Source organism: Kocuria subflava (genome assembly GCF_012163155.1).
In the GTDB taxonomy this organism is placed as follows: Bacteria; Actinomycetota; Actinomycetes; order Actinomycetales; family Micrococcaceae; genus Kocuria; species Kocuria subflava.
Map to the genome: position 1 here is coordinate 1 of NZ_JAAVUN010000217.1, position 544 is coordinate 544.

Genomic DNA, 544 nt, shown 5'->3' on the forward strand with positions numbered 1-544 from the left:
AAGGCAATTCTCCACTTGCGTCCGGTGGAAGCCGCCGAGATCGAAGCCGTTGCGGGGCGCAGCCTGCCAACAGTTCAGGTGCCCAACGGACTCCCGACCCCTCCGTCCGCGCCGGCGCCCCAACCCGAGCACCCGGCCGTGCTGTTTCTGGCCCGCCTTCACCCGCGCAAGCAGCCCATGGCGTTCGTCGAAGCTGCAAGACAACTCCATGCGCATCACCCCGAGGTCGATTTCACGCTCCTGGGGCCTGATGAAGGCGAAGGAGACCGCGTGACCCAGGCAATCGCCACAACTCCTCTGTCCGGAAGGCTGCAATGGAACGGTCCGGTCGAGCCCACAGCCGTCACGGAGGCCATCAGCAAGTGTTCCGTGTTCGTCCTGCCTTCCCGCAATGAACCGTTTCCGATGTCCGTCCTGGAGGCCATGGCCTGCGGACGGCCCGTGGTGATCAACCACGACTGCGGGCTGGCTCCACTGGTTCAGGAATACGGTGCCGGGATCGTCTGTGATCGGTCCGGGCCCGGACTGGCAGAAGCGGGCGACC

At 65.6% G+C, this 544-nt stretch carries 2 protein-coding genes; one reads left to right on the plus strand and one right to left on the minus strand.

What is annotated here, in order from left to right:
* Positions 1-210, minus strand: a 210-nt coding sequence (locus GTW58_RS15185) for a hypothetical protein (protein ID WP_245195281.1), incomplete at its 3' end; no start/stop codon positions are given.
* On the opposite strand from GTW58_RS15185, the gene GTW58_RS14820 reads away from it, so the two are divergent.
* On the plus strand, positions 139-544 hold a 406-nt coding region (locus GTW58_RS14820; protein WP_342453332.1), incomplete at its 3' end, for a glycosyltransferase. The two genes, GTW58_RS15185 and GTW58_RS14820, sit on opposite strands and share 72 nt — an antisense overlap.